The sequence below is a fragment of the Gorillibacterium terrae genome, assembly GCF_051594785.1.
Classification (GTDB): Bacteria; Bacillota; Bacilli; order Paenibacillales; family NBRC-103111; genus Gorillibacterium.
Genome location: NZ_JBPPGI010000001.1, coordinates 1,692,576 through 1,718,261, shown reverse-complemented (window position 1 = coordinate 1,718,261; position 25,686 = coordinate 1,692,576). Strand labels below are relative to the sequence as shown.

General features: G+C 58.6%; 27 protein-coding genes. 4 read left to right on the top strand and 23 right to left on the bottom strand.

Annotation, left to right across the window (positions count from 1 at the left end):
• The first annotated feature begins 6 nt into the window (after positions 1-6).
• From xerS to ACSEXS_RS07480, 4 genes are all read left to right on the top strand, one after another.
• Positions 7-1,086, top strand: a complete 1,080-nt coding sequence (gene xerS, locus ACSEXS_RS07495; protein WP_438432537.1) for a tyrosine recombinase XerS — start codon at positions 7-9, stop codon at positions 1,084-1,086.
• A 129-nt stretch (positions 1,087-1,215) separates the two neighbouring features.
• Positions 1,216-2,547 carry an MFS transporter gene (locus ACSEXS_RS07490; RefSeq protein ID WP_438432536.1) on the top strand — a complete coding sequence of 444 codons (1,332 nt, stop codon included), beginning with the start codon at positions 1,216-1,218 and terminating at the stop codon, positions 2,545-2,547.
• A gap of 291 nt (positions 2,548-2,838) precedes the next feature.
• Complete coding sequence (locus tag ACSEXS_RS07485; RefSeq protein WP_438432535.1) at positions 2,839-3,789, top strand: DMT family transporter; 951 nt, start codon at positions 2,839-2,841, stop codon at positions 3,787-3,789.
• Positions 3,790-3,817: 28 nt separating this feature from the next.
• Positions 3,818-3,988 (top strand): hypothetical protein, encoded by a 171-nt coding sequence (locus tag ACSEXS_RS07480; RefSeq protein ID WP_438432534.1) that lies wholly within the window; start codon positions 3,818-3,820, stop codon positions 3,986-3,988.
• 139 nt (positions 3,989-4,127) lie between these two features.
• Here the strand turns inward: ACSEXS_RS07480 and ACSEXS_RS07475 are convergent, their stop codons facing one another.
• The 23 genes from ACSEXS_RS07475 to ACSEXS_RS07365 form a co-directional block, all read right to left on the bottom strand.
• Positions 4,128-5,234 (bottom strand): FG-GAP repeat domain-containing protein, encoded by a 1,107-nt coding sequence (locus ACSEXS_RS07475; RefSeq protein ID WP_438432533.1) that lies wholly within the window; start codon positions 5,232-5,234, stop codon positions 4,128-4,130.
• A 117-nt stretch (positions 5,235-5,351) separates the two neighbouring features.
• A complete protein-coding gene (locus ACSEXS_RS07470; RefSeq protein ID WP_438432532.1) occupies positions 5,352-6,140 on the bottom strand; it encodes an ABC transporter permease in 789 nt (262 codons plus the stop codon).
• On the bottom strand, positions 6,137-7,051 hold the full coding sequence (locus tag ACSEXS_RS07465) for an ABC transporter ATP-binding protein (protein WP_438432531.1): 915 nt from the start codon (positions 7,049-7,051) through the stop codon (positions 6,137-6,139). The genes ACSEXS_RS07470 and ACSEXS_RS07465 overlap by 4 nt, the downstream gene beginning before the upstream one ends.
• Positions 7,048-7,254: a PLD nuclease N-terminal domain-containing protein gene (locus ACSEXS_RS07460; RefSeq protein WP_438432530.1), complete on the bottom strand. Its 207-nt coding sequence runs from the start codon at positions 7,252-7,254 to the stop codon at positions 7,048-7,050. The genes ACSEXS_RS07465 and ACSEXS_RS07460 overlap by 4 nt, the downstream gene beginning before the upstream one ends.
• 42 nt (positions 7,255-7,296) lie before the next feature.
• Positions 7,297-7,557 (bottom strand): sigmaY antisigma factor component, encoded by a 261-nt coding sequence (locus ACSEXS_RS07455; RefSeq protein ID WP_438432529.1) that lies wholly within the window; start codon positions 7,555-7,557, stop codon positions 7,297-7,299.
• Complete coding sequence (locus ACSEXS_RS07450; protein ID WP_438432528.1) at positions 7,554-7,988, bottom strand: YxlC family protein; 435 nt, start codon at positions 7,986-7,988, stop codon at positions 7,554-7,556. Before ACSEXS_RS07450 ends, ACSEXS_RS07455 begins: the two co-directional genes overlap by 4 nt.
• The gene (gene sigY, locus ACSEXS_RS07445; protein WP_438432527.1) at positions 7,951-8,517 is read right to left on the bottom strand and encodes an RNA polymerase sigma factor SigY; all 567 of its coding nucleotides are present in this window, start codon (positions 8,515-8,517) and stop codon (positions 7,951-7,953) included. The genes ACSEXS_RS07450 and sigY overlap by 38 nt, the downstream gene beginning before the upstream one ends.
• A gap of 121 nt (positions 8,518-8,638) precedes the next feature.
• Positions 8,639-9,304: a hypothetical protein gene (locus tag ACSEXS_RS07440; RefSeq protein ID WP_438432526.1), complete on the bottom strand. Its 666-nt coding sequence runs from the start codon at positions 9,302-9,304 to the stop codon at positions 8,639-8,641.
• 241 nt (positions 9,305-9,545) lie between these two features.
• Positions 9,546-9,920: a YlbF/YmcA family competence regulator gene (locus ACSEXS_RS07435; RefSeq protein ID WP_438432525.1), complete on the bottom strand. Its 375-nt coding sequence runs from the start codon at positions 9,918-9,920 to the stop codon at positions 9,546-9,548.
• A gap of 16 nt (positions 9,921-9,936) precedes the next feature.
• Complete coding sequence (miaB, locus tag ACSEXS_RS07430) at positions 9,937-11,529, bottom strand: tRNA (N6-isopentenyl adenosine(37)-C2)-methylthiotransferase MiaB (RefSeq protein WP_438432524.1); 1,593 nt, start codon at positions 11,527-11,529, stop codon at positions 9,937-9,939.
• A 219-nt stretch (positions 11,530-11,748) separates the two neighbouring features.
• Entirely contained in the window at positions 11,749-12,318 is a 570-nt protein-coding gene (gene pduL / locus ACSEXS_RS07425) for a phosphate propanoyltransferase (RefSeq protein WP_438432523.1), read from the bottom strand.
• Between the two features lie 225 nt (positions 12,319-12,543).
• Positions 12,544-13,410 (bottom strand): 2-oxoacid:ferredoxin oxidoreductase subunit beta, encoded by an 867-nt coding sequence (locus ACSEXS_RS07420; protein ID WP_438432522.1) that lies wholly within the window; start codon positions 13,408-13,410, stop codon positions 12,544-12,546.
• Positions 13,398-15,146 carry a 2-oxoacid:acceptor oxidoreductase subunit alpha gene (locus ACSEXS_RS07415; RefSeq protein ID WP_438432521.1) on the bottom strand — a complete coding sequence of 583 codons (1,749 nt, stop codon included), beginning with the start codon at positions 15,144-15,146 and terminating at the stop codon, positions 13,398-13,400. Before ACSEXS_RS07415 ends, ACSEXS_RS07420 begins: the two co-directional genes overlap by 13 nt.
• Before the next feature lie 326 nt (positions 15,147-15,472).
• Positions 15,473-15,733 carry a stage V sporulation protein S gene (locus ACSEXS_RS07410; protein ID WP_006286829.1) on the bottom strand — a complete coding sequence of 87 codons (261 nt, stop codon included), beginning with the start codon at positions 15,731-15,733 and terminating at the stop codon, positions 15,473-15,475.
• Positions 15,734-15,925: 192 nt separating this feature from the next.
• Positions 15,926-16,720 carry a TIGR00282 family metallophosphoesterase gene (locus ACSEXS_RS07405; RefSeq protein ID WP_438432520.1) on the bottom strand — a complete coding sequence of 265 codons (795 nt, stop codon included), beginning with the start codon at positions 16,718-16,720 and terminating at the stop codon, positions 15,926-15,928.
• Between the two features lie 97 nt (positions 16,721-16,817).
• The gene (rny, locus tag ACSEXS_RS07400) at positions 16,818-18,359 is read right to left on the bottom strand and encodes a ribonuclease Y (RefSeq protein WP_438433106.1); all 1,542 of its coding nucleotides are present in this window, start codon (positions 18,357-18,359) and stop codon (positions 16,818-16,820) included.
• A 274-nt stretch (positions 18,360-18,633) separates the two neighbouring features.
• Positions 18,634-19,314, bottom strand: a complete 681-nt coding sequence (locus ACSEXS_RS07395; protein ID WP_438432519.1) for a RecX family transcriptional regulator — start codon at positions 19,312-19,314, stop codon at positions 18,634-18,636.
• Positions 19,315-19,449: 135 nt separating this feature from the next.
• Complete coding sequence (recA, locus tag ACSEXS_RS07390) at positions 19,450-20,496, bottom strand: recombinase RecA (protein WP_438432518.1); 1,047 nt, start codon at positions 20,494-20,496, stop codon at positions 19,450-19,452.
• Positions 20,497-20,798: 302 nt separating this feature from the next.
• On the bottom strand, positions 20,799-22,055 hold the full coding sequence (locus ACSEXS_RS07385) for a competence/damage-inducible protein A (protein ID WP_438432517.1): 1,257 nt from the start codon (positions 22,053-22,055) through the stop codon (positions 20,799-20,801).
• A gap of 145 nt (positions 22,056-22,200) precedes the next feature.
• Positions 22,201-22,788 (bottom strand): CDP-diacylglycerol--glycerol-3-phosphate 3-phosphatidyltransferase, encoded by a 588-nt coding sequence (gene pgsA, locus ACSEXS_RS07380; RefSeq protein WP_438433105.1) that lies wholly within the window; start codon positions 22,786-22,788, stop codon positions 22,201-22,203.
• Positions 22,789-22,790: 2 nt separating this feature from the next.
• On the bottom strand, positions 22,791-24,119 hold the full coding sequence (gene rimO / locus ACSEXS_RS07375; protein WP_438432516.1) for a 30S ribosomal protein S12 methylthiotransferase RimO: 1,329 nt from the start codon (positions 24,117-24,119) through the stop codon (positions 22,791-22,793).
• Positions 24,120-24,247: 128 nt separating this feature from the next.
• On the bottom strand, positions 24,248-24,739 hold the full coding sequence (locus ACSEXS_RS07370; RefSeq protein WP_438432515.1) for a YajQ family cyclic di-GMP-binding protein: 492 nt from the start codon (positions 24,737-24,739) through the stop codon (positions 24,248-24,250).
• The gene (locus ACSEXS_RS07365; RefSeq protein WP_438432514.1) at positions 24,729-25,670 is read right to left on the bottom strand and encodes a helix-turn-helix domain-containing protein; all 942 of its coding nucleotides are present in this window, start codon (positions 25,668-25,670) and stop codon (positions 24,729-24,731) included. Before ACSEXS_RS07365 ends, ACSEXS_RS07370 begins: the two co-directional genes overlap by 11 nt.
• Between the last annotated feature and the right edge of the window lie 16 nt (positions 25,671-25,686).

The window sequence follows — 25,686 nt, the reverse complement described above, 5'->3', positions numbered from 1 at the left end:
GAACCCATGAACATCATCAAGGCCCATGACCGGGAGGAATTGGAGAAGCGAATTCCCGCCATGCCCTGGTACGTCGAAAAATTCATCAACTACAAGCTGCCCGATCTCTCTCCTTCCTCTTTACTGGAGTATACGCGGGATTATGAAACGTTTTTTCATTTTCTGATGGCGGAAGGGATTACGGATGCGGCCCGGATGCAGGACATTCCCATCGAGGTGCTGGAGAAGCTGCATATGGACACCATCGACCATTTCCGGATGTTTCTCGCCTCCAAGAAAGACGGGGCGAACACGAAGACGACGATCTCTCGCAAGCTCTCTTCGCTTCGTTCGCTGTTTCATTACCTCAGCCAGATCGCCGAAGACGAGGACTTCTATCCCCTGCTCAAGCGCAATGTGATGGCCAAGGTGGAGATCAAGCGGACGCATCGGCCGAAGGATACGGCGGCGAAGCTGGAAGGCAAGCTGCTGCAGGAGGCGGAGATTCTCGAATTCATCGATTATGTCCGTTGCGGCTTCGGAGAAGACGTCTCCGGGAACAAGCAGGCGCTGTACAGCTATGAGCTCAACAAGGTCCGCGACGCCTGCATCGTCAGCCTGATTCTCAACTCCGGGCTGCGCGTTTCGGAGGTCGTGAACCTCAACGTGGACGACCTGGACGTAAAAAAGCGGACAGCCCACGTCTATCGCAAGGGCAAGAACGACGACACCTTCAAGACGGCCGTCTACTTCCGCGGCGATGCCCTGGAGGACCTTGTGCTCTATCTGGAGCAGCGCTCCTCCCACTACCATGCCCCCAAGAAGGAAAAAGCCCTCTTCCTGACCATACCGAACGGGCAAAAAGAGGGCAAGCGGATGACTCGCCGAGCGATCCAGGAGATGGTGATCAAATACGCGAAACGCTTCGGCAAGCCTTATCTGACTGTGCATAAACTGCGGCATTCCTTTGCCACCGATTATTATCTCCAGAATGACCTGTACCGGACGCAGGAGCAGCTCGGCCACGCTTCTCCGGATACTACGCAGATCTACGCCCACCTGACCGACAAGACGATGTCGGAGGCGATCGACAACCGGAAGGAATGACACCGGCCGCGGCTCGCGTCTGACACGATTTGTTCATAGATGGGGAAGAATGGAGCCGAACGGGTAAGGTACAATGGAGCATGGCGCGGCTTCTAAGCGCCTTTTCTTTCAAAGGAGAAGACACGCAGCATGGATCTCACCTACCGCTATCTGCGAAAAAACATCGCCAGCAACCTGCGCATGGGCGTCGCCTCGGCCTCCTGCGTCAATTTTACCGTTCCGTTCTTCGCGGTGATCGCCGCCAAGTTCGGAGCCACCAACACGGATTATGCCCTGTTGAACTCCGTTCCCGCCCTTATGACCATTCTGGCCACCCTGCCGGCTTCTGCGCTCATCGGCCGCTTCCGCAGCCAGAAGCGGATTGCCGCCGGGATCATGATCGCCAGCCGGCTGTCGTTCGTGCTCATGGCGCTGCTGCCGTATTTTCATTTCCAGCAGGTGCGGACGCTGATTGTGCTCGTCGGCCTGTATACCGCGGCCAACACCGTATCGGCCGTCAGCTGGCAGGCGATCCTGGGCGAGCTGATTCCGATCCAATACCGCAATAAAGTCGTGGCGCAGCGCAACGTCTATTCCAACTTTATCGGAATGGGCGTCGTGCTGCTGGCGGGCTGGTACATCGACCATTACTCGTTCCCGCTCGGCTACCAAACCGCGTATGTGCTTGGCGCCGTCTGCGGACTCGTCGAATGCTACTATTTCCTTCGCTTCCGCATTCCGAGCGAGGATGCTGCCCTGGCCGCCTCCTCGTCGGCCGCATCCGCCGTTAGCATCGGAGTCGAAGGAGCCGAGCCGCCCCGAGCGACGGCCCGCGAACGGCTCAAGGCCTTCACCAACACCTTCCGGTTTCAGGCGGGTCGGGATTTCTATCTGTTCTGCACCGCCGCGATGATCTTTACGTTCGCCTGGATGATGGCGTGGCCCGTGTTCAGCAAGGTAAAGGTGGAGCTGCTGCACGCGACCAACATGGAGATCAGCATCGATACGGTCGCATCCGCCATCGGCTCGCTGATCGGCTTCCGGGTGTGGCTGCGGGTCGCCGACCGCAAGGGAAACGGCTTGGCCATCTTCCTGGCGACGATGGGCGTTGCCTGCAACCCGATCATGTGGTTTTGGGCCTCCTCCATGCAGGCGGTCTACGTCATCGACCTGATGGGCGCCTTCGTCACGGCCGGTTACACGCAGGCGCTGTTCAACCGCCAATTGGAGATCCTGCCCGCTCCATCCCGGCAGAAGGCCATTGCTTTCTATACCACCCTGTCCCAACTCTCCGCCATCTTCGCTCCGATCCTCGGGATGCGGCTCTACGAATGGCTGGAATTCCGGGGCATCATGTACATCTCGATCGCCGGACGCGTCGTCGGCTCGCTCTGCTTCCTGCTGATCCTCGCCCCGACCGTGGTCCGCTGGGCCTCCGGGCCTGCCGCAAGCCGCAAGAGCAGCGGTCCGGGCCTATCCTAACGGGGGCCGGCGCATTCCGAAAAGCCGCCTTCCCGGTAGTTTGGGGGGGCGGTTTTTGATTTCCCTATAGCCACAACCCGGCCGAAAAGAAACAAGACTCTTGTCACACTGCGCTTTTCCCTCTCGCCGCGAATGCCGAGAAGGCCGGAACGGACTCGGTTTTTGCGGTTGCCTGGGAAATACACGCCGGGAAATATGACCAGCCAAGATTCGAATGCGCGGACTAACGGCGTCCGGTATAATGGGGAATAACCGTCTTTGACACTCTTCTTTCAGAAAGGAACCGCCGCCATGTCCTCCCTTCGCAGCCGCTTCTCGTCCGGCAGCGGGCTGTTTGGCCTGCTTATGCTGGTCGGCGTAATCGCCATCTCCTTCTCGTCGATCTTCATCCGCTGGTCCTCCGCACCGGCTTCCGTGATCGCCATGTACCGGCTCTTCCTCACCTGCGCGATCCTGACCCCTTTTCTGTTCCGGCATCGCCGGGAAATCCGCCGCATCGACGGCCGGTCGTGGCTGCTGCTCGCCTCGTCGGGTCTCGCGCTCGGCCTGCATTTTCTCTTCTGGATGAATTCCCTGCGTTACACCTCGGTCGCCAGCTCGACGGCGATCGTTGCCCTGGAGCCCGTATTGGTCATGCTGGGCTCGTATTGGGCGTTCCGAATCCGCAATCACCCGCTGACGGTTATCGGCGTGTTGGTCGCCATCGCCGGTGCCGTGCTAATCGGCTGGGGCGATTTTGGGCTGTCGCAGCGCAGCCTTTACGGCGATTTGTTGTCGCTGATTGGGACTGTCGCTGTGGTCGTACACGTCCTTCTCGGCTCCAAGCTGCGGGAATCGATGACCGCTTTCGTCTATAGCTATTTCGTCTTTCTGCTGGGAGGCGCGGTTCTGGCCCTATACAACCTGGGTACCGGAGCCGCCTTCACCGGGTACTCTGGCCGAGACTGCAGCATGTTCCTGCTGCTCGCCGTCATCCCGACCTTGTTCGGGCATTACCTGTTCAACTGGTTGCTGAAGTACCTGAAGCCTTCCACGGTTTCCATGTCCATCGTCGGCGAACCGGTGGGCTCGACCATCTTGGCGTATTTCCTCCTGGGAGAAGCGATTCGTCCCCTGCAAGGAGCGGCGGGAGCGCTGCTGCTCGCAGGCGTCTGGCTGTTCATGCGCGGCAGCTCCAAAGAGCGCGAGTTCGCCGTGTCGCCGCCTTCCTCAGCCTCACCGGAAGCGCTGGAGGCCACCTGATTATTCGGTGCATGGATATGCAGTCCGGTTGGAAGGCTTCGTTATCGCTACGCGGTTGACCTCGATGATCCACTTCCTGGGTCTGCCCGGTACCTACGATTGGCTGTCGACGGATGTGCAAAATTCGGCTTCCCGTGAATTCGGCCGGTATGCAAAGGGGGAAGCGTTTTTGTTTACCGGCGCGCCATTTTGGGAATGAACCGATTGGCTCCGGGACAAGGGCAGGCTTACCCACTGCACGTCGATCTCTGTATCAAAAACAGGACCCCTCTATTCCGTTGAGGGGTCCTGTTATGAGTATGGGGGTTAGAGGAATCAGTCGGAAGTCATTCAGCCGGTTAAGTTAAGTTGGATTCCGCGAATGCGGTGATCTCCGTATCCGGAGCAATCGACGGTTCTCCCTTGGCAAAAGCGGGCGCCTGCCACTCCCGCACCGTCTTGAAATAGCCGACCGGGTCGGCGTGGCTGTAATAATAATTGGCGAAGGCCGCTTTGCCCGTCATCGGGTAGAGCACGGAATCCGCATGGCTTGCCGTGTAGATACCGGACTCGAGCAGGCGGAAGCCGTCGGCTTCGGCGGTGTACAGGTCAAAGGTGCTGCCATTGCTGCCGGCCCATTGGCCGATAGTGAAATCGGGCTGTCCGTCCCCATTGTAGTCGGCGATGCGGATGGCGAAGGGCTTCCCGAGCTTGCGGAAGCTCTGTTTGCCGGCCAGGGCAAACCGGTACAGCTCCTGACCGTCCCGATACGCGGACAGCTCGCAGTTGCCCATGTAAGAACGTCCTTCGAAAGGGCCCGGCTCCGGGTCGTTGATCTCCTCGCCCTGGATCATCTCCAAGCGAATCTCGGTCCTTGTAGCCGCGTCTTGTCCGCTCCCCAGTAGCACCGGCGCCGCCAGTGCCGTCCGTTCAGCGGCGGCAACTGCCGAAACGGCCGCCGTTTGCCCGTTGGCGGTGTTTGCCGACTGGCCTTGGGAGGCCGAAGCCTGCGGCTTATCCTCCACATAGAAAACCGCATTGTCCATTTTGTGGACCTCTGGGCTGTAAACATGGATCATGGCTTTGTAGGTGCCCGCTTCGGCGAACGCATGCTTGGCCGCAAACCGTCCCGGCTGGGAGGAATCAAGCGCGAAATCGATCCGCTCGCCGCTTCCGCTGGCGACGAGCTTCTTGACTTCGATATAGACCTCCGATTGGTCGAAGGTGATCGGGCCGGTCAGGTCGATGACCAACTCCGCCTCTTCGCCGGTGACGGCCTTGTCGGGCACGGTCTTGAAGGCGATGGTCAGCTGGCTGGGTCGGATGCTCTTGCCGCTCTTGCCCTCGGAGTTCTGGAGCTTGCACCCGGCCAGAAGCAGCACGAGGCAGAGGGTGGTCAGGAGGAGCTTACGGCAGGCGCTGGACCGGTTGAGGGTCAGGGCCTGCGGCGAATCCTTCGGGTTCATGCCGGTTTTCCTCTCTTCCGCAGGATCGGTCCTGCAAGCGGACCGTTTCTCGTGTCTCTATTCTTTCACACGAGATAAGCGAAAGCAAGTGACCCGATCCGTTCCCGAACCGGCAGCTTATCCGTTCGCAGCCGTGTACGAATTACGACGAAAGAGCCAGACCGCTCCCGCTGTCATAAGCAACAGGAGACCGATGGAAACGCCCAGACACAGTCCGAAGCTCCCGCCCGGCGCTCCCGTCAGCAGCAGCTCCCGGACATGGGCGGTAAGACGTCCCGGCGACCAGCCGAACCACTTCGGCAGGCTGCCGGAAAGGATGCCGAGCAGCGCCGCCGCCCCGAGCGCGCCTGCGGCCGAAGCCGCGGCCGAGCGTAGCCCGGCGCTGAGCAGAAGCGTCAAGCTCAGGTAGACGGATACCCACAGAGCGTACAGGCCGAAGGCTGCGAATGCCCGGCCCGCATCGACCGGTCCGATCAATTGGTCGGTGTAATACCAGGCGCCCAGATAACCCAGCAGCAGCGAACCAGCGGAAAGCAGCACATAGGCGAGCCACTTGGAAACGATGTAAGCCGCGGCCGACACCGGCTTGGCCATCACCAGCTCCGCCGCTCCGCTCGTCCGTTCTCCGGCAACGGCGGACATGGCGGCGAGCACCAGAACGAGCAGGCCCACCGAGCTGAAGTTGGACAGCGTACCGGCCATCACCTCCATCGGCTGCGGTACGGGAATCTGCATTATGCTCCCTTCCGGCAGGTTGCCTGCGGATTTAAGCAAGTCGGGAAGCAAATAGGAAGAAACGGGCTGCGAGATGCCGAGCACGAGGAAGACGAGCGGTACCCAGACCGCTTTGTAGCTGCGGCGAAAGTCCAACCATTCTTTGCGGAACAAGACCCATCCGGTCTTCATGCTCCCACCACCTCCATAAACAACGCTTCCAGCGTCGAATAAGCCGCTTCGAACCGCACGACCGGAATCGACCGGCCGACCAGCTCCGCAAGCAGCAGAGACCGGGCATCCGTACCTTCTCTCAGCTCCAATCGAAGCTCCCTGCCGTTCTCCGACAATGCCATTGAACGGAGGAACGAAGCGCCTTCCATGGCGCTGGCAAACCCGGCGAGCGGCTCCTCGGAGACGATGGTAACCAAGGGCTTGCGGTGCCAGAGGCGGAGGTCCTCGATATCTCCTGCGAGCGCGATCTTTCCTTTGTTCATGATGAGGATATCCTGGCACAGCTCCTCGGCGTCGGGAAGCACGTGGGTCGAGAACAACAGGCTCGTCTCCCGCCGCAACTCCTGCAGGAGATCGAGCAGCTCCCGGCGGCCGAGCGGATCGAGGGCAGACACGGGTTCGTCGAGGATGAGCAGCTCCGGCTCATGGATCATCGCCTGGGCAAGCCCGAGCCGCTGCTTCATTCCGCCGGAATAGCCGCCGATCCGCCGTTTGGCGGCGTCCTCCAGGCCGAGCCGGGCGAGCAGCTCGTTCGCCCGGCTCTCCAGCTGCTTGCCCTTCATGCCGAACAGCTCGCCGGCGAACCGCATGTATTCCCGTCCGGTCATCCAGTTGAAGAACACCGGATGCTGCGGCAGGTAGCCGATCTTCCTGCGGCGGTCATCCGTATCGCGGGATGACATGCGCACGTCGCCGGAGGTCGGCTTAAGCAGGCCGCCAAGCATCGACAGGGTCGTCGATTTCCCCGCACCGTTCGGGCCGAGCAGCGCCGTGGAGCGTCCCTTTTCCAGCGTGAAGCTGATGCCGTCCACGGCGGTCACCGCTCCGTAGCGCTTGGTGAGGCTTTGGACGGTTGCGATTGCGGTCATCGGTCATTCCTCCTCCCGGCCACGAAATAAACGACCGGGCCCAATACTTCGCCCAGGACGATCACAATCGCCCACAGCCACTTGGACCCGCGAATGCGAGCGGGCTCGCTGCGGATCAAATCGGTCACAGCAATGACCATGAGGATCAATTGAAGAATAAAGACGGGAAGCAGCAGCTTCCAGTCGAATCCGAGCTTATCCATCGAATCTTCCCCTTCCTTTCGTTCCGATTTCTTTGGAAGCTTCTAAGGCTTGCGCTTGATGAGACGTTTGGCTCCGCCCCGAACCGTCAGCCAGTAGACGATTAGCGGCGTGGGAAACTGGATGCAGCCCCAGAGTCCCCATAACCAATGCCAGGCCCCCCGCTTCCGCGCATCGCGAAACAGCCAGGTTCCCTGTGTCAGCAGCAGCGCGGCAATCAGCAGCCAAGCCCAGACCGGCAGGCTTTCGTTATAGGCCGCGCCATCCGGAAGACGCCGGGTCAGCAGCTCCAATACGGCGCTCATGGCTTCACCTTCTTCGCCTTGGCGCTCCTCGCCGAACGCAGCGCGAGCAGCAGCAGCGGAACGGTTACACCGGCGGCTTGAACCGGCAGAATGAGACGCGGAGCCCAGCCGACGATGGCAAAAAAGAACGCCAAGATCAGCGCGGCGACGGCGAAAAAGCCTGCCGTCTCCCGGCGCTCGCGGCGACGCAGGGATGCCTTGGCTTCGGCGAGCGCCGCCTCCAGACCCGACAAGCTCGGCTCGGGGATCGGCAGCACGCCGTCGAGCGAGGCCAGATCCGTCTGCAGCCGCCGAACCAGTTCGTCGTCGTCGGACTGAGGCGCATTCCCTTCCGGTTCGGCATTTGCTCGCCGCCCGGCTTCATTCGGCGGGAATGGGCTCAGCAAAGCCGGATCAGGATTTCGCCGGTCTTTGTCGTTTGTCTTTTTCATAATCGGTCAGCTCCCTTCTCAGCCATTTCAGCCCGAGGTGCACCCGGGATTTCACGGTGCCTTCCGGCACCCCTGCAATCGCGGCGATCTCTTGCTGGGTATAGCCGTAATAATGCTTGAGAACAACGGCCAGCCGGGTCTCCTGCGGCATGCGGGCCAACGCGTCCAGCAAGTCGGACCATTCGGCTCCCGCCGTTTCCACCCGCCAGCGCAGGAGCCGGGCCGGCTCCTCCCTTGCTTGGCTGCGCAGAAACCGCCATTCGCGGCTCTTGCGCCGATGGTGGTCGATGGCGAGCCTCGTCGCAATGGTGATGAGCCAGGTGGAGAATTTCGCCGTTCCGTCAAATTGGCGGATTTTCTCCACCGCTCGCAGCAGCGTCTCCTGCGTGAGATCGGCCGCTTTCTCGGGGTCCAAGGTAATCTTCAGCAGATAGCTGTGCAAAAAGGAATAATTCGCCCGAACCAGCTCGGCTAGAGCGGTCAGATCGCCGCTGCGGGCGCGCTCCGCCAGACTTGCTTCCGTATCCACTCCGTCACCCCCTGGTTCGATTCCTTCTAAGCCCTTCTAAGACGAACAATACGACCCGATCGTTCACCCTCCGCAAAAAAAATCTCTTCCCGCAGGAAGAGACACGAGAATCACGATCCAGTCAACGGATCAGCGCCAGCATCTGCCGAACCGCGCGGCTGTCTCCGGGTAGACGCATCTCCTTGATCTTCAATTGGGAGGAGCCGTCTCCGTCGAGAAATATCCCGTCGAGAAGTTCATTCCCCTTCCATTCGAGAAGGGCGGAGCGAAATTCCTCGGCGGTGCAGAGGCTGTTCGTCACGACCAGACGAAGCCGGTTGTCCCGGTCGAACAGCAGGCCCGTCCGCATATGCAGCTCGTCGATGCCGGGCATGTGCTCCGCCTCGGCCAGCGTATGCCAGCCGGCATCTTGCAGATGCATGCTGATCCCGCCCTGGGCCCAATAGCGGCTCCGGTCGGTGACCGCCAGGTCCTCCGCCGAGGAAGCCAGCTGGACGGAGAATCGGCGGACAGTCCGGTCCCACACCAGCGTACCCCGGGCGTATTTCACATTCATCCAACCCGAGCCGTAATCCCCCGCCTTGCCGATGACGGGAATTCCATCATTGACGGCAATGCTCAGCAGAGCGCTGTCGTAAAAGAATCCTCCATTGACGCCATAGTAGTTAACGGCGTTAACGTTATTCGTTATGGCCACCAGTTGGACATTGTCCGGGTCTGTCTGGATGGCATGAAGCTCCACGCCATTGGCTGCCGAGTAAGCCGCGTATGCATACTCTTTCGGCATGGGCGGCTCCGGCAATTTAGACGGCGCCGAACCCCGAAGCTGGCTCCAGCCGAGCATACCGGCAGCCAGTACAAGAAGCAGTCCGATGAGGGATCTGGTCCGCGGCTTCCAGCGGCGGGGGCCCTTCTCGGGCAGCATGGGAAGACGAATCATAGGGTTCCCCTTTCATGATGGGCGAATGACAGCAGAAAGCGGCCCGTTCCATGTTTCCTCCGGGCCGCTTCCTGTTGTGGGTAAAGCTCTATTTGTCGCGCTCCAGCTCAATCCTGGCCGACACGGTATCCTTCACCGCCCCGATCGTGGACTGCAGGAGCTCGTTCATGTCCACCTGCATCTGCTGGTACTCCCGGACGAGCGGAATGTTGTCGAGTTCCTCCTGAAGTACGGCAATCTCCTGCTCGATCCGCTTCGCCATGCTCCCGTTGCCGAGCGCCTCGAAGCCGACGATCTCTTTTTGCTTTTTCTTAATGGCCTTAATCAATTGCTGAACATGCTCGCTCTTCTCGATCTTCTCCTCCGCCTTGCGGAAAAACTCCGCTTCCTCGGAGCTCGCGATGCTGGTCGCAAGCTCGCGGGCCTTCGCAAGAATTTCCTCACGGCTGATCCGCTGTTCCATCTAAATCTCCCTCCCCTCAGGCGCGGCGCAGGGCCGGCTCCTGAAGCCATTCTCCGCGCAGCAGCCAAGTCTGCGGTTCGGTGATGCGGACCTGGACGAGGCGGCCGATCAGCTCCTTGGGTCCGGCAAAATGCACCAGTTTGTTCGTCCGCGTACGGGCGGCGAGAATGTCCGGGTTCTGCTTGCTTTCCCCCTCCACCAGCACCTCGACGGTCTGTCCCCTCAGCTTCTCGTTGCCGCTCAGGCTGAATTCGTTCAACGTCTCGTTCAACCGCTGCAGCCGCCGCTTCTTGTCTTCCTCGGCGATATCGTCCGGCATGGAAGCCGCAGGCGTCCCTTCCCGGGGCGAATAGATGAAGGTGAAGGCACTGTCGAATCCGACTTCGCGAACGAGCGACAGCGTCTCCTCGAATTGTTCCTCCGTCTCGCCGGGGAAGCCGACGATGATATCGGTCGTCAGCACGACATCGGGAATGACGGCGCGGATTCGGCGCACAAGCTCCAGGTACTGCTCCCGGTTGTACTTCCGGCTCATCTTCTTGAGAATCTCCGAGCTGCCGGACTGGACCGGCAGGTGAATGTGCTCCATCAGGTTGCCCTTCTTCGCCAGCACCTGGATCAGATGGTCGTCGAAGTCGCGGGGATGCGAGGTGGTGAACCGCACCCGGGGAATGTCGATCTTACGGATGTCCTCCATCAGATCGCCGAACCGATATTCGAGATCCTCAAAGTCCTTGCCGTAAGCGTTGACGTTCTGCCCGAGCAGCATGATCTCCTGAAACCCTTGGCGGGCGAGGTCGCGGACCTCCGCCAGAATATCCTCCGGACGGCGGCTGCGCTCCTTGCCCCGCGTGAAGGGAACGATGCAGTACGTGCAGAACTTGTCGCAGCCGTACATGATGTTCACCCAGGCTTTGATGCCTTCGCGCTTCTTGGGCAGGTTCTCGACGATGTCCCCTTCCTTGGACCAGACCTCGATCACCATCTCCTTGCTGAACATCGCTTCGCGCAAAAGCTCCGGCAGCCGGTGGATATTGTGCGTCCCGAAGATCAGGTCGACGAACGGATGCTTTTTCATAATCCGGCCGACCACCGCTTCCTCCTGCGACATGCAGCCGCAGACGCCGAGAATGAGCGACGGTTTCTCGATCTTCAAATGTTTAAGGTGGCCCAGCTCGCCGAACACCTTGTCCTCGGCGTTCTCCCGGATCGCGCAGGTGTTCAGCAGGATGATATCGGCTTCCCGCCTATCCTCCGTCGCGGTGTATCCCATCTGCTCCAGCAGACCGCGCATGGTCTCGGAGTCGTGTTCGTTCATCTGGCAGCCGTAGGTGGTCAGGTGATAGAGCTTCCCGGCTCCGATGTCCCGCATATCCGCAGGAACCTGAAAGTCGTAATGAACCTCGACCGACTCCTTGCCCCGGCGCTTGCCTTCCCGGAAGTCCGGACGGGAATTGATCTGCACCGTGCGGCCTTTGATGCGGTACGTAGCCTTGCCTTCTTCTTCCGACAGCAGCTTCGCATCCGAGAAGTCGAAGTATTTGGAATAGTCTTTCGCATGCTCGCCCTTGCCGGATTTTAAGTCCGGTGAGCGGTTTTCGTCCTTCATGAAATCACACCCTCTATCTTCGGAAATCATTTAGGCGGGTCATTCAACATGCCTTTGCGGGCCGCAGCCCAGTATCCAAGTATACCATAAGAACAAGCGCCGGTTCCACGCAACGGATGGCGAAAAACGGGAATAACTGCAGCAAAAAGCCGCTTTTCGCCAAAAGGGAAAAGCGGCTGCCTAGCAGGTTTATTCCTTTGTACAACCGGCCCAGACCGATTAGCCGATGATTTCGGCCAAATCGCCCGTCTTGGCTCCCGCTGCGTTGGCTTCGTCGGTGTCGATATGGAAATCGAGCGCGAAGCTGTCCGATACGCGGGCAATGACGTTCTCAAACACCAGCGGACGCTCGGTGTTTACGCGAACGGTCAGGAGCTGCTTGTCCTGAATGCCCCACTTTTCGGCATCGCTCGTATGGAAGTGGATGTGGCGGGCCGCTACGATCGCGCCTTCGGTCAGTTCTACTTCGCCGGCGGGTCCGACGATCTTGATCCCGGGGGTTCCGGCAATGTCGCCCGATTCGCGAACCGGCGCTTTGACGCCGATGGCGAAGGAGTCGGTACGGGAGATTTCCAGTTGGGTGGCCTTGCGGACCGGACCGAGGATGCGGACCTTCTCAAACTTGCCCTTCGGGCCGATGACCGCTACCTGTTCTTCGGCGGCAAATTGGCCGGGTTGGGAAAGATCCTTCATGACATGCAGCTCGGCGCCCGGGCCGAACAGCGTTTCCAGGTCTTGTTGCGTTACATGAATATGACGTGCGGATACGCCTACGGGAACTTGTTTCATTTCTCTTCACTCCTTAGGTTTCCAAAGCAACGCGGACGACCGCTGCCGCCGCCTGCTCGTAGTGGGAAGACATGTTGAGGGGCGATGGACTGGCAGCCCGTAAAAAGCCCCTTTATATTGTACTCCTTTTTACCCAAAAGAAAAGACAGATGCATCACACACCTGTCATTTTTTCACGCATTTTCGGAAAACCCGCTTCTTTCGGCGCTTTTTCTGGATCAGCTCTTAGCGGAACTCGGCCACCAATTGATCGAATTGGCTTTCATTGAGGGAAAGCTCCTGATGCGCAAGCGGCTCCTGGTGGAAACCCGGCACCAGCTCCTCATAGCTCTGACGGGCCTTGTTCTGATAGATCAATCCGGTCAGCAGTCCCTCCGATTCCATCAGGGCCGTCATGGCGAGGACCCGGTTCGAAGGATCGTAGCCCTCGATGGTCTCCACATCCTTCAAGTTCTCCTTGAACCAGTCGTACGTGTTCACCTTGTTGAAGGTCACGCAAGGGCTGAACACATTCACCAGCGAGAAGCCCTTATGCCGGATGGCGGTCTCGATCAGCTCCGTCAACTGCTTGATGTTGCTGGAAAAGGACTGCGCCACGAAGGTCGCTCCGGACGCCAGCGCGATCTCCAGCGGCGACAACGCCTGCTCCACCGAGCCTTGGGGAGTGCTCTTCGTCTTGAAGCCGGCCGCGCTGCGGGGCGAGGTTTGCCCCTTGGTCAGTCCGTAAATCTGATTGTCCATGACGATGTAGGTGATGTCGATGTTCCGGCGAATGGCATGAACCGTGTGCCCCATGCCGATGGCGAAGCCGTCGCCGTCGCCGCCGGAGGCGATGACCGTCAGATCGCGGTTGGCCATCTTGAGTCCCTGGGCGATCGGCAGCGACCGTCCGTGAACCCCGTGGAACCCATAGGCGTTGACGTAGCCGGAGATGCGTCCCGAGCAGCCGATCCCGGACACGATGGCCAGGTTTTCCGGCTCGAGGCCTACATTCGCCGCGGCTTTTTGAATCGCGACCTGCACCGAGAAATCGCCGCAGCCCGGGCACCAATTCGGCTTCACATTGTTTCGGAAATCCTTTAAGGTTGCCATGCGAACATCTCCTTGCAGGCGTTATAGATTTCGGAAGGCATGAACGGGTTGCCGTTGTACTTCAATTCGCTGTGAAGCAGCCCTGCATACTCGGGCAGGTGCATCTTGATCAGGTTCGCCAGTTGGGCCGTCGCATTGTTCTCTACCACGACAATCCGCTTGCAGCGAGCCAGATGCGGCCGCAGCTCTTCCGCCGGGAAGGGATGCAGGAGCCGGATCGTTACATGGTTGGAGGTAATGCCTTCCGCGAACAGCCGGCGCCTTGCTTCGTCGATTGTGCCGCCTGTGGAGCCCATGCCGATCAGCAACAGATCCGGCTGCTCATGGAGCGCATCGGCCCGGATCGGGTCGGTCATCTTCAGCTTGGTCAGCTTGGACAAGCGCTTGTTCATCATCTTCTGCCGATTGGCGGCGCTCTCCGAAGGGCGGCCGTCTTCGCTGTGCTCCACGCCGGTTACGTGATGGATGCCGTTCTTCTGTCCCGGCAGGGATCGGGGAGAGATGCCGTCTTCGGCCAGCTCGTACCGCTTGAACAGGCTGCCGTCCTCGCGCGGTTCGATCTCGTCCGCCAGCTTGCCGCGTTCGATCTGGACCCGCTTGAAGTCGAACGGCTCCGCCGATTGCTTGCCGAGGCTGAGCTGCAGATCGGTCACCAGAATGACCGGGCATTGGTAGATCTCGGCGAGGTTAAAGGCTTCCACCGTGTCATAGAAGCATTCTTCCACGGTGCTCGGCGCGATCACGATCTTGGGGATTTCCCCATGCGTACCATAGATCATCGCGTTAATGTCGCTCTGCTCTTGCTTGGTCGGGAGCCCCGTCGAGGGTCCGCCGCGCTGGGTATCGACGATGACCACCGGCGTCTCGGTCATTCCGGCGAGACCGATGGCCTCCATCATCAGCGACAGCCCGGGACCGGCCGAAGCGGTCAACGTCCGCGCTCCGCCGTAATTGGCTCCGATTGCCATGGTAATGGCTGCGATTTCATCTTCGGTCTGAATGACGGTACCGCCGAACTTCGGCAGCACTTTGATCAGGTATTCCATGATCTCCGAGGCCGGGGTGATCGGATAGGCCGACATGAACCGGCATCCGGCGGCTACGGCTCCGAGCCCGATCGCATCGTTGCCGATCATGAACAGCTTTTGTTTGCCGTCGGCCGGCGCCAACCGGAACATTTCCAACGGACCTCCGGCAAGCTGAAGCACATAGTCGGCTCCGCGGCGAACCGCCTCCACGTTCTTGGCTACCACCGTCTCGCCCTTGCGGCTGAATTCCTCTGCCACCGCCTTGTTCAAAATCTCGAGGGGCAAGCCGAGCAGCGCCCAAGACGCGCCTGTCGCCACCATATTCTTCATCAGAGAGGTTCCCAGCTCTTCGGCCAGCTGTGTGATCGGGACGGAGAACAACCGAGCCGTCGAGCCCTCCGGACGAACCGGATCGAACTTCGCATCGGCGACGATCACTCCTTCCTCGATCAGCTCTCCGGCGTTCAAATCAATGCTCTCTTGGTCAAACGCCACCAGAATGTCGAGTTCATCCGAAATGGCTCGGATCGGGTCAACGCTGATGCGGATTTTGTTGTTCGTGTGTCCGCCTTTAATGCGGGAGGAAAAATGCCGGTATCCATACAAATAATAGCCGAGACGATTCAATGCCGTTGAAAAAATCCGGTCCGTGCTTTCTACGCCTTCACCTTGCTGTCCGCCGATCTTCCAAGACAACTCCCTTTTCACAGATCGTCCATCCCCTTTGAATGATCCTGCAAGTTTGTGAAGAATAATTTTAATTGTTAACATCTTTGTCACATTATCTACTCAAAGCTTATGAGAAAATTTCACAAAAGGCAAGGAAATCGGCCTGGGAAAGGCATAGCTTTATTCGATGGAAACGATATCAAAATGAGATTGTTTATTGAGTGTTAATCGCTTTCAAGACAAGAGAATAAAAAATGCCATCCGTGCCGATAAGAAGCTCCGATCGGACAAGCCCGCCGAACGCACGAAAATCCCGTTTACCCGAAAGTAAACAGGACCCGTCCTCTTTTCACCTGCGAGATGATTCAACGCGGCTCGACAATGAGCTTGATGGCGGTGCGATCTTCGCCGTCGATGACAATATCGGTAAAAGCCGGGATGCAAATCAGGTCCACTCCGCTCGGAGCAACAAAGCCCCGGGCAATGGCAACCGCCTTGATGGCCTGGTTGAGTGCACCGGCTCCTATTGCTTGCAGTTCAGCGGCCCCGCGCTCCCGGAGTACACCGGCGAGTGCACCGGCCACGGAGTTCGGGTTGGATTTAGCTGAAACTTTCAATACTTCCATGAAAGGTACCTCCTCAGGAATGATGAATGGCTTCCAATATCCATCCTATTCGCCGAAAAGACCATTCATGCCAGCCCGAACGCGCGCTAATTCCCCTATACAGACAAATCCGTCGATTCAAGACTATCCGCCGAAACCCCTTTAAGACAAAGAGTCCCCTCGCGGAGACTCCTTCGTAGCGGGCCATATGCCCTATTCGATGATGGTGCGGTCTTCGTCCATCCGGATCAATTGAATCGACTTGGCCAAGCGGGTATTCTCGTCCGTCTCGATCAGAACGCCGTTCAGCTGCCACTTGCCTTCATCCACGACGAACCGGGCCGGCATGCCGCTTAGGAATTTGTTCAAGACGGCTTCCTTCTCCATTCCGAGCACGCCGTTCAGCGGACCGGTCATGCCTACGTCGGTCACATAGGCCGTTCCGTCCGGAAGGACCCGCTCGTCATGACTCTGGACATGCGTATGCGTGCCGACGATGGCGGAGACCCGCCCGTCGAGATACCAGCCCATGGCGATCTTCTCCGAGGTGGCTTCGGCATGGAAATCGACCAGGATCGGAATCCGCCGGTTTTCCAGCCGCTCCAAAATCTCGTCGACCTTGCGGAACGGACAATCGCTGGGCGGCAGGAAGGTCCGCCCCTGCAAGCTGATGATCGCCATCTCCTTGCCGCCTGCCTTCAGCAGGGCCCAGCCTGCGCCGGGGTTATTGTCGGGAAAGTTGGCCGGCCGGATCAGCCTCGGCTCGTCCTCGATGAACTCATAGATCTCGCGCTGATCCCAGGTATGGTTGCCCATGGTAATCCCATGAATGCCCCATTCGAAGAAGCTGGTGACGATAGGCCGCGTTATGCCGCGGCCGTGTGCGGCGTTCTCGCCGTTGACGACAATAAAATCCGGACGATGCTTACCCTTCAGCCCGGGCAGCCGCTTGCGCAGGGCTTCCCGGCCCACCGAGCCGACTACATCGCCGATAAATAAAATTCTCACTCGCTCCTGCCCCTTCCTGTGCTTGTTCTGTCGCCGATTAGCTTTCCCTGAAAGGGAAAAAGTGGCCGAAGGTCGGCCACTTTTCTTGAGACTTGGCTTATTTGGCGTATTCCACGGCACGGGTTTCCCGAATGACGGTAACCTTGATATGTCCCGGATAATCGAGTTCGTTCTCGATTTTCTTCGTGATGTCCCGAGCCAAACGGAATGCTTCCGTATCGTCGATTTTCTCCGGCTGTACCATAACGCGAATCTCGCGGCCAGCTTGAATCGCATACGACTTCTCGACGCCTTCGAAGGATTCGGAGATGTCTTCCAGTCGTTCCAGCCGCTTGATGTACGTCTCCAGCGTTTCCCGGCGTGCTCCCGGGCGCGCTGCGGACAAAGCATCCGCCGCTCCCACGAGCATCGCGATGACCGATGTCGCTTCCGTGTCTCCATGGTGGGAGGCAATGCTGTTGATCACGACCGGATGCTCGCGGTACTTGCGGGCGATTTCCACGCCGATTTCCACATGCGAGCCTTCCACTTCATGGTCAAGCGCTTTGCCGATATCGTGCAGAAGACCGGAACGTTTCGCCAAAGTCACGTCTTCCCCGAGTTCTCCTGCCATAAGTCCTGCCAAGTAGGCAACTTCCATGGAGTGCTTGAGCACGTTCTGGCCGTAGCTGGTACGGAACCGGAGCCGGCCCAAAATCTTGATCAGATCCGGATGGAGTCCGTGCACGCCCACCTCGAAGGTAGCCTGCTCTCCGTACTCGCGAATCCGTTCGTCCACTTCTCTGCGGGACTTCTCGACCATTTCCTCGATGCGGGCAGGATGAATCCGGCCGTCGGCAACGAGCTTTTCGAGAGCATTCCGGGCAACTTCGCGGCGAATCGGATCGAAGCCGGACAGAATGACCGCCTCCGGCGTATCGTCGATGATCAGGTCAATCCCGGTCAATGTTTCCAGTGCCCGGATATTGCGCCCTTCCCGACCGATAATCCGGCCTTTCATTTCTTCATTGGGCAAGGTGACAACCGATACCGTGGTTTCCGCCACGTGATCGGCCGCGCAGCGCTGAATGGCGAGGGAGATGATCTCCCGTGCCTTCTTGTCTGCCTCTTCCTTGGCCTGAGTTTCAATCTCTTTAATCATCTGGGCCGTTTCGTGGCGGATTTCCTGTTCAACGTTCGTCAGAATGATGTTCTTGGCATCTTCCATCGTCAGTCCGGAAATCCGTTCCAGCTCGGCAACCTGACTCTTCAAGAGCTGATCGATTTGAGCTTGCGTTTCATCGATCCGCTTCTCTTTGTTGGCCATAAGTTCTTCTTTGCGTTCCAGAGATTCGTGTTTTTTATCCAGCGACTCCTCTTTTTGCAGCAAACGCCGCTCCTGACGGGCGGTTTCGTTCCGACGTTCGCGAATTTCTTTTTCGGCTTCGGTACGAAGTTTGTGAATTTCGTCCTTGGCTTCCAGCACCGTTTCCTTTTTCAAGGCGTCGGCGTCCTTTTTCGCCTGTTCGACAATCAATTCGGCCGCATGCTCGGCACTCGAAATTTTCGCTTCAGCAAGAGACTTCCGGATAAAATATCCAATCCCAGCGCCAATTAGGCCAACGAAGATGGCGATCAATGCCGCTGCCCATACGGGCATGGTCATCCTGTTTCACCTCCTCGCTACTCCCCTACAGACTAGCTTGGGATTTGTTTGGTTTTCAACCCATTCCATTTTCAGGCAATGCACAAATATCAGGGGTGTGTGCCGAATCGGCCGATTCGGCGCTTGCGATTCGCGGAATTAATGATAAAAGTAAAAATTGGCGATTTTACTTTGCGAATCTCCCTCTTGTTATAAAGAGTTATCAATATTTTAGCTTTTTGTTCAGATTCTTGTCAAGTTTCCCGACAGATGAAACGGAGGTTCCCCCCTAATATTCCCATTCCCATTCCTCTCCTGCGGGTTCGCTGGCAGTTACTTCCTTAACGACATCGGAGGTGAGGTGCGGCGGATAGCCTCGGCGAGCCAAAAAGGCGTAAAGCTTACGTTTCTTGTCAGCGGGATCTCCGCTCATCTGCTTCCAGCGCTTGACGGCAATGGCCAGGGCCTGCTCCTTCTCCTCGTCCGGGTCGATCTTGGAGATGGCGTCGGCCACCAGCTTCTTCTCGATGCCCTTCTGGCGGAGCTCCTGCTCCACCCATTTGCGTCCCTTCTTCTGCAAGGTGATTCGCTCCTTCGTCCACAGCTCGGCGAAGTCGCGGTCGTTCAGATAGCCCTGCTCGCCCAACTGGCGAAGGACCCCGGCAATCAGCTCCGGCTCATAGCCGCGGGTGACCAGCTTCTTGCGGACCTCCGCCTCGGATCGGGCCCGGACGCTGATGAAGCGGATCGCATCCAGATAAGCGCGATGCTTCTCGTCGGCCCGCAGGATTTCCTCCAACTGAAGCTTGTCTACCGTCTCGCCCTTCAGCAACCGGTATTGGATGAGAAGGTCTTCGTGAACGGACAGGGCGTACTCCCCGTCCAGATAGAGATTGTAGCGGCTGCGGTTCTTCTTCTGCTGCTCCACCTGGGTGATGACGGCCGCTGTCGGTTTCTCCTGCTCGTCCATGCTTGTTCCGTCTCCTTGCTCTGGCCATATATCCGTTGATAGGGTAAATGCCGCAACCGGTTCGCACCGGCGCGGCATCGAGGTTCAAGCGGTACGGATGGCGACGTCCCTAGAGGCCGGGACGCCTTCTCCGGTTTATTCGAAAGTCAACTCGTCCTGCTCTTCCTCTTCGTCGTCTTGGGCAGCCGGAACCGAGGTGGTCAGGTTGCTGTTCTCGCGAATCTTCTGTTCGATCGCATCGGCGATCTTCGGATTTTCCTTGAGGAACTGTTTCGCGTTCTCGCGGCCCTGGCCCAAGCGTTCGCCCTCATAGGAATACCAGGCGCCGCTCTTGTCGACGATGTCCATCTCGGTGCCCATATCGACGAGGGTGCCTACTCGGGAGATGCCTTCGCCGTACATCATGTCAACTTCCGCTTGCTTGAAGGGAGGAGCCACCTTGTTCTTGACGACCTTGATCCGCGTGCGGTTGCCGATCACGTCGTTGCCCTGCTTGAGGGATTCGATGCGACGAACGTCCAGGCGCACGCTGGAGTAAAATTTAAGGGCACGTCCGCCCGGCGTAACCTCCGGGTTGCCGAACATAACGCCGACCTTCTCGCGAAGCTGGTTGATGAAGATGGCGATTACCTTCGATTTGTTGATGGCGCCGGACAGCTTCCGCAGCGCCTGAGACATCAAGCGCGCCTGAAGGCCGACGTGGGAGTCGCCCATCTCGCCTTCGATTTCCGCTTTCGGCACAAGCGCCGCTACGGAGTCGATGACGATAATATCGACGGCGCCGCTGCGGACGAGAGCCTCCGCAATCTCCAGCGCCTGCTCGCCCGTGTCCGGCTGCGACAGCAGCAGCTCGTCGATATTGATGCCGAGCTTGCGGGCATAGAGCGGATCGAGCGCATGCTCGGCGTCGATGAAGGCGGCTTGTCCGCCTGTCTTCTGAACCTCAGCGATCGCATGCAGGGCGATGGTCGTCTTACCGGAGGATTCCGGTCCGTAGATTTCAATAATTCTGCCTCTCGGGAACCCGCCGGTTCCGAGCGCTATATCAAGTGCCAGGGAGCCGCTCGGAATGGTTTCCACTTGCATGTGCGTGGATTCCCCGAGCTTCATGATGGACCCCTTGCCGAACTGTTTCTCAATGTTGCGAAGTGCCATTTCCAACGCCGCGCGACGATCTGACAATCGACTCACATCCTTCTCGCTTTATAGGTTTATTTTACCCGATTCCGAAGCGTTTGCCAAGCATTTTTCGAACATATATTCGTATTTTTTTGAACGTCCGCCAAACGACAAGCACCGCGGCGAAGAATCGATTCTTCGCCGCGGTGCTTCCGCTGTCCGTCCTTGCCGTTATTATACCGTCCGTCCGCGAAGCCCGTCAAACGGATTTATAGGGGACGGAACCTCACGGTTCGCGCCTGCACAGACGGCATGTCGTTCCGATTACACTTGATTGGCTCATTGGATCTTAAGATCCGTTTATATCATCGTCCCTGGCCGCCGAGCCGTCTCCACAGATGGTAGAGAGCGGATTTGGCCGATTTAAGCTTGATCGTCTCGCGGTTGCCGTTCAAGCGGGCTTCGAAGACTTCCGTCGGGCCTCCCGCTTCCGCTACGCCGAAATACACCAGTCCGACCGGCTTGCCCTCCGAGGAGTCCGGTCCGGCCACGCCGGTAACGGAAACGGCATAATCCGTTCCCGTCCGCGAGAGCAAACCTTCCGCCATGGCGCGGGCCGTCTCCCGGCTGACCGCGCCAGGCGCCCCAGGCCCTTCCAGCAGCGTCACAGGCACACCAAGCAGCGCCGCCTTCAGCTCATTGGAGTAGGAGACCACTCCGCCCTTGAAGCTGCCGGAGCTGCCCGGGATGGCGGTAAGAAGGTCGGACAGCAGGCCGCCCGTGCAGCTTTCCGCCACCGACAGCGTACGGCTGCGCTCCTTGAGCAGCCGTAGGATGACCTCTTCGATGGACGCCTCCTCTTCGGCGTAGAGATATTCGCCGACTAGGCGGGCGATCTCGGCCTTCGTCGGCTCCATCTTGGCCCTCGCCTCCGCTTCGGAGGCCGCGCGGCTCGTCAGCCGGATCGTCACTTCCCCCTCCTTCGCATAGGGCGCGATAGTGGGATCGGTCTGGGCTTGAATCAAATCCAACAGCGCATGCTCCAGGTTCGATTCCCCGATGCCTGCGAATTTCAGCATGATGCTGAACAGCGGCTGCTCGCCGCTCATCCGCTCCCGGATCCAGGGAAGCGCATAGTTCTCGAACATGAGCTTCATTTCCTTGGGCGGCCCGGGAAGCAGCACGTAGTGCCTGCCTGCCTTCGAGACCGCCGTTCCGACGGCAAGCCCGGTATCGTTGGGAAGGGTCTCGCTGCCCTCAAGCGTCATCGCCTGCCGGGCGTTGCTCTCCACCATCACCGCATTCCGCTCGGCGAAAAGCCGGCGGATCCGCTCCATCGCATCTCGGTCTTCGATCAGCGGCAGACCCAGGCGCTCGGCCAGAACGTCCTTGGTCAGGTCATCCTGCGTAGGGCCGAGACCTCCGGTGCAGATAATGAGGTCGGCACGGTCTTCCGCAGCGGCCAACGCTTGCTTCAGCCGCTCCGGATTATCGCCCACCACCGTTTGATAATAGACATCCACCCCTTGGGCGGCACACTGCCGGGACAGGTATTGCCCGTTGCTGTTGACGATCTGGCCGAGCAAGAGCTCGGTTCCGACGGCGATCAATTCCGCTTTCATTTTACCGTACCCCTTTCGTTGGCGATTCCTTCGAGAAGCTCCAGCCGCTTCCGGGCGAACCGAAGGAAAGAAAAGCTCCCCTTCCGCGCTTCCCCCTTCGGCTGATGCCGAGCAAGCAGGAAGCCGCAGAAGAAGAGCGGCTGCATTAGGCGTGTTCAAGATTCAACAAATTCTTGTTCTTGACGAAATAGTCGATACCCGAGTAGATGGTGATCAAAACGGCAATCCACATGACGATCTGTGCGAACGGAAAATTCACGAGCGCAAACGGAAAATTATTGATCAACAGGGCGATGATCGCGGTGATCTGCGTGGCCGTTTTCCATTTGCCCCACTTGCTTGCAGCGAGCGCTTGGCCTTCCAGCGCGGCGATCTGCCGCAGCATGGTAACCGCCCATTCGCGGCTGATGATGACGATCGCCATCCAGGCCGGGCATTTGTCCAGGGCGACGAGGCAGATCAGGACGGCGGTCACCAAGAGCTTATCCGCCAGCGGATCGAGCAGCTTCCCGAGGTTGGTGACCAGCTTGTTCTTGCGGGCGATATACCCGTCCAGGCTGTCCGTACTGGCCGCCAGAATGAAGATCAGCGCGCCGATGATCTCATTGTACGTGATGGTGAAATGCGAATCCGGAATCTTGATCGTCGGAAAGTTGGTGTTGATCAGCAGGAAGATGACGATGATCGGCACGAGAAAAATCCGAGCCAGCGTAATCTTGTTGGGAAGGTTCAGGTTCATGCGATTTCCTCCCCGGATAGGTCAAACTCAAACGAATGTGTTATGCGCACTTTGGCGATCTCCCCGATGCTGGTCCGGCATCCCGCCACGAAGACTTCTCCGTCGATTTCCGGAGCGTCGAATTGGGAGCGGCCCACGTAAATGTCATTGCGGCCGTCATATTTCTCGATCAGGACATCGATGACTTGTCCGATCAGGCTTCCGTGCTTTTCCTTGGCGATTTCGCGCTGGATCTCCATCAGGCGGCTGGCTCGGTATTCTTTCACGTCCTCCGGTACCTGATGAGGCAGCCGGGATGCCGGCGTATCCTCTTCTTGGGAGTAGGTAAACACGCCGAGCCGGTCAAACTTGACGTCCTTGACGAAATCCACCAGCCGTTCAAATTCCTCCTCGGTCTCTCCGGGAAAGCCGACGATAAGGGAGGTGCGAAGGGATACGCCGGGAACGCGCTCGCGGATCTTGGCGATCAACTCGCGGCTGTCGCGCTGCCTGCCGGGACGGCGCATGCGCTTCAATATGGCATCCTCGCTGTGCTGCAGCGGAAGGTCGATATAGTTGCACACTTTGGGGTTCGTAGCGATCTCTTCGATCAGCTCATCGGTGAAGAATCCCGGATAAGCATAGTGCAGGCGAACCCAGCGGATGCCTTCCACCTCGCTGATCCGGCGGATGAGCTGCGGAAGCCGGTGCTCGCCGTACAGGTCCATGCCGTAATGCGTGGAATCCTGGGCGATCAAGCTGATTTCTTTGACCCCCTGCTCCGCAAGCCCTTGAACCTCTTCGACGACGGATTCCATCGAGCGGCTGCGGAAAGCTCCGCGCATGAGCGGAATGCTGCAGAACGTGCAGGCATTGTCGCAGCCTTCGGCGATCTTCACATACGCCGTATGCCTCGGGGTGGACAGCTTGCGCGGCAGCTTCTGTTCATAGTTGAAAATCGGATTGCCGACATAAGCCGGCTTCTGGCCTTCGAGCGCTTTGTCGATGATTTCGTTGATCTTATCAAAGTCGCCGGTGCCGACGATCCCGTCGATCTCCGGCATCTCCTTCAGGAGGTCTTCCTTGTACCGCTGCGTCAGGCAGCCGGATACGATGAGCGCTTTAAGCTCCGCGGTTTCCTTGAGATCGGCCAGCTCCAGAATGGTGTTCACCGATTCTTCTTTGGCCGCATCGATAAATCCGCAGGTGTTGACGATGATTACGGTCGCCTCTTCCGACTTGTCCGTCAGCGCGAAGCCGCGCTCATGAACGAGGCCGGACATAATCTCGGAATCGACGAGATTTTTCTCGCAGCCGAGCGTAACCACCTTGATCTTTTCAGTCATGGCGGAGCCTCCAATGATGTCCCTTAAACTATCGTTACAAGTATAATACATGCCCGAAAACGTGTCAAAACAAGCGGGGCCGCCGGTTTCTGTAGTAAACCGGCGGCCCCGCGCCCAAAGTTGCCCGCTTATCGGAAGTTCAAAAATTGCAGCTCGACGGGCAGATCGGCCTGCTTGAGCAGTTGGATGATCGCCTGCAGGTCGTCGCGGCTCTTGCCGGAAACCCGAATCTGATCGCCCTGGATCTGGCTCGTTACCTTGCGCTTCGAATCGCGGATCATGATGTTGATTTTCTTGGCGATCTCTTGATCGATTCCCTGACGGAGCTTGATCCGCTGCCGAACGAGACTGCCGGAAGCAGGCTCTACCTTGCCGTAGTCGAGGTTCTTCAGCGAGATGCCCCGCTTGGCCATTTTGGAGGTTAGAATGTCGAGCACGTTCTGCAGCTTGAACTCGTCGTCGGAGACGATAATCAGCTCTTCTTTCTCGAGCGTAATGCTGCTCTTGCTGCCCTTGAAATCGAACCGGGTCTCCAGCTCCCGATTCGCCTGGTTCAGCGCGTTATTCAGCTCCTGCATATCAATCTTCGATACCACGTCGAACGAATTGTCATTCGCCACCCGTCTCACTCCCTTGCTTGGTCGTAGCCCCGTCTCCCGAACCCTGCGGAGAGTTCGTGGCGCCCGCGGCTCCGGAGTCGGTGCTGAATTCGATCTGGAATTTCTTCGTGCTGGGGTTCGGCCCAACCGGCAGGTCCTGACCGTTGACGGTCACCTTGGCGGCGTTGGCCCGTCCCAGGCGGAGGAAGAGCCCCTTGGTCGATTCCCAGCTGCGCTTGTCGCCGCCCTTGAGCGAAGCCTGCTCCACCAATTCCTTCTTGCCGTCGTTAAGCGACTCCAGGCTGAACCAGCAGGCGTCTCCGATAATCTCGAGGTCGAGCTTCATGGAGGCCGGTCCGCTGATCTCATAATAATCGGTCGAGCCGACCGACTTGATCAGCTTCACGGCCGCCTCCGGCGTAGGCGTCGGGGTCGCAGTCGGCGTTGGAGTCGCAGTCGCCGTCTCGCTCGGCAGAACGGCGCTGATGCCGCTTGCGGTCGGCATGGGGGTCTTCTCGGTTATTTTGTTCTGATCCCGGTCCGACAGCGTCTTGCCCGGGTCGTTCGTGTCCCTGCTGATGAAATAGTAGAGCACTCCGATGATCAGGATGAAAAACGCCCACAGCAGGAGTCCGGTCACCCAGCTCCCCCATTTGATCGACACCTTGGGCTTGGAGCGGCTTCGGCGAAGCGGCTCCTGCACCGCATCCGGCATCGGCGAGGGGATCACGTTCTTATATAAACCCAGAACTTCGTTCGGATTCAGTCCGACCGCTTCGGCGTAGCTTTTGATGAACGCGCGGACATAAAAATTCCCGGGAAGCACCTTGAAGTTGCCTTCCTCGATCGCTTCCAGGTACCGTTTGCGGATCTTGGTCATCTCTTGAAGATCGTCGATCGAAATGCCCTTGTCGAGCCTCGCCTTCTTGAGCATCTGGCCAAGTTCGAACACGAAAGTCACCTCCCTT

Coding starts and splice junctions, on each gene's coding strand:
- xerS (WP_438432537.1), top strand. CDS start 7: ATGAACATCATCAAGGCCCATGACCGGGAGGAATTGGAGAAGCGAATT.
- ACSEXS_RS07490 (WP_438432536.1), top strand. CDS start 1,216: ATGGATCTCACCTACCGCTATCTGCGAAAAAACATCGCCAGCAACCTG.
- ACSEXS_RS07485 (WP_438432535.1), top strand. CDS start 2,839: ATGTCCTCCCTTCGCAGCCGCTTCTCGTCCGGCAGCGGGCTGTTTGGC.
- ACSEXS_RS07475 (WP_438432533.1), bottom strand. CDS start 5,234: ATGAACCCGAAGGATTCGCCGCAGGCCCTGACCCTCAACCGGTCCAGC.
- ACSEXS_RS07470 (WP_438432532.1), bottom strand. CDS start 6,140: ATGAAGACCGGATGGGTCTTGTTCCGCAAAGAATGGTTGGACTTTCGC.
- ACSEXS_RS07465 (WP_438432531.1), bottom strand. CDS start 7,051: ATGACCGCAATCGCAACCGTCCAAAGCCTCACCAAGCGCTACGGAGCG.
- ACSEXS_RS07460 (WP_438432530.1), bottom strand. CDS start 7,254: ATGGATAAGCTCGGATTCGACTGGAAGCTGCTGCTTCCCGTCTTTATT.
- ACSEXS_RS07455 (WP_438432529.1), bottom strand. CDS start 7,557: ATGAGCGCCGTATTGGAGCTGCTGACCCGGCGTCTTCCGGATGGCGCG.
- ACSEXS_RS07450 (WP_438432528.1), bottom strand. CDS start 7,988: ATGAAAAAGACAAACGACAAAGACCGGCGAAATCCTGATCCGGCTTTG.
- ACSEXS_RS07440 (WP_438432526.1), bottom strand. CDS start 9,304: ATGCCGAAAGAGTATGCATACGCGGCTTACTCGGCAGCCAATGGCGTG.
- ACSEXS_RS07435 (WP_438432525.1), bottom strand. CDS start 9,920: ATGGAACAGCGGATCAGCCGTGAGGAAATTCTTGCGAAGGCCCGCGAG.
- miaB (WP_438432524.1), bottom strand. CDS start 11,529: ATGAAGGACGAAAACCGCTCACCGGACTTAAAATCCGGCAAGGGCGAG.
- pduL (WP_438432523.1), bottom strand. CDS start 12,318: ATGAAACAAGTTCCCGTAGGCGTATCCGCACGTCATATTCATGTAACG.
- ACSEXS_RS07420 (WP_438432522.1), bottom strand. CDS start 13,410: ATGGCAACCTTAAAGGATTTCCGAAACAATGTGAAGCCGAATTGGTGC.
- ACSEXS_RS07410 (WP_006286829.1), bottom strand. CDS start 15,733: ATGGAAGTATTGAAAGTTTCAGCTAAATCCAACCCGAACTCCGTGGCC.
- rny (WP_438433106.1), bottom strand. CDS start 18,359: ATGCCCGTATGGGCAGCGGCATTGATCGCCATCTTCGTTGGCCTAATT.
- ACSEXS_RS07395 (WP_438432519.1), bottom strand. CDS start 19,314: ATGGACGAGCAGGAGAAACCGACAGCGGCCGTCATCACCCAGGTGGAG.
- ACSEXS_RS07385 (WP_438432517.1), bottom strand. CDS start 22,055: ATGAAAGCGGAATTGATCGCCGTCGGAACCGAGCTCTTGCTCGGCCAG.
- rimO (WP_438432516.1), bottom strand. CDS start 24,119: ATGACTGAAAAGATCAAGGTGGTTACGCTCGGCTGCGAGAAAAATCTC.